This window comes from Photobacterium sp. R1, assembly GCF_054600795.1.
The window spans coordinates 1-288 of record NZ_BAAHZP010000426.1 but is presented as its reverse complement, the minus strand read 5'-3'; the positions used below and the strand labels follow the sequence as shown (position 1 = coordinate 288).

The 288-nt window shown below is 54.9% G+C and carries 1 protein-coding gene; it reads right to left on the bottom strand.

The window, feature by feature from the left end; translation table 11 throughout:
• Window positions 1-288 (bottom strand): hypothetical protein (locus tag ACYP03_RS25710; RefSeq protein WP_459782635.1); only part of this gene is annotated, 288 nt, incomplete at both ends.

Here is a 288-nt window from a genome sequence, read left to right as displayed (position 1 = left end):
GAGGCAAACGCCACTTCACCGACTGATTCACGACGGTCGTAAGGGGCCGTAACGTGGCAGATGTCGCCTGACTGCACTTCGCCGTTAACTATAGGGCCAGCCGTCCAGTGATGGGTTTTAAATGCCTCGACTGAATCACGGAAAGGCGTCCATTCCGATTCGATCTCAATGTTAATGCCGGCCGAGTTCTTGCGGTCAGCACCAAAAATATCTTTGGGTAACGGAATAAGATGGTTATGCAGCGTCGGGCGCGAGCGCAGCACATCACCCGGATGCTGCACCAGCGAG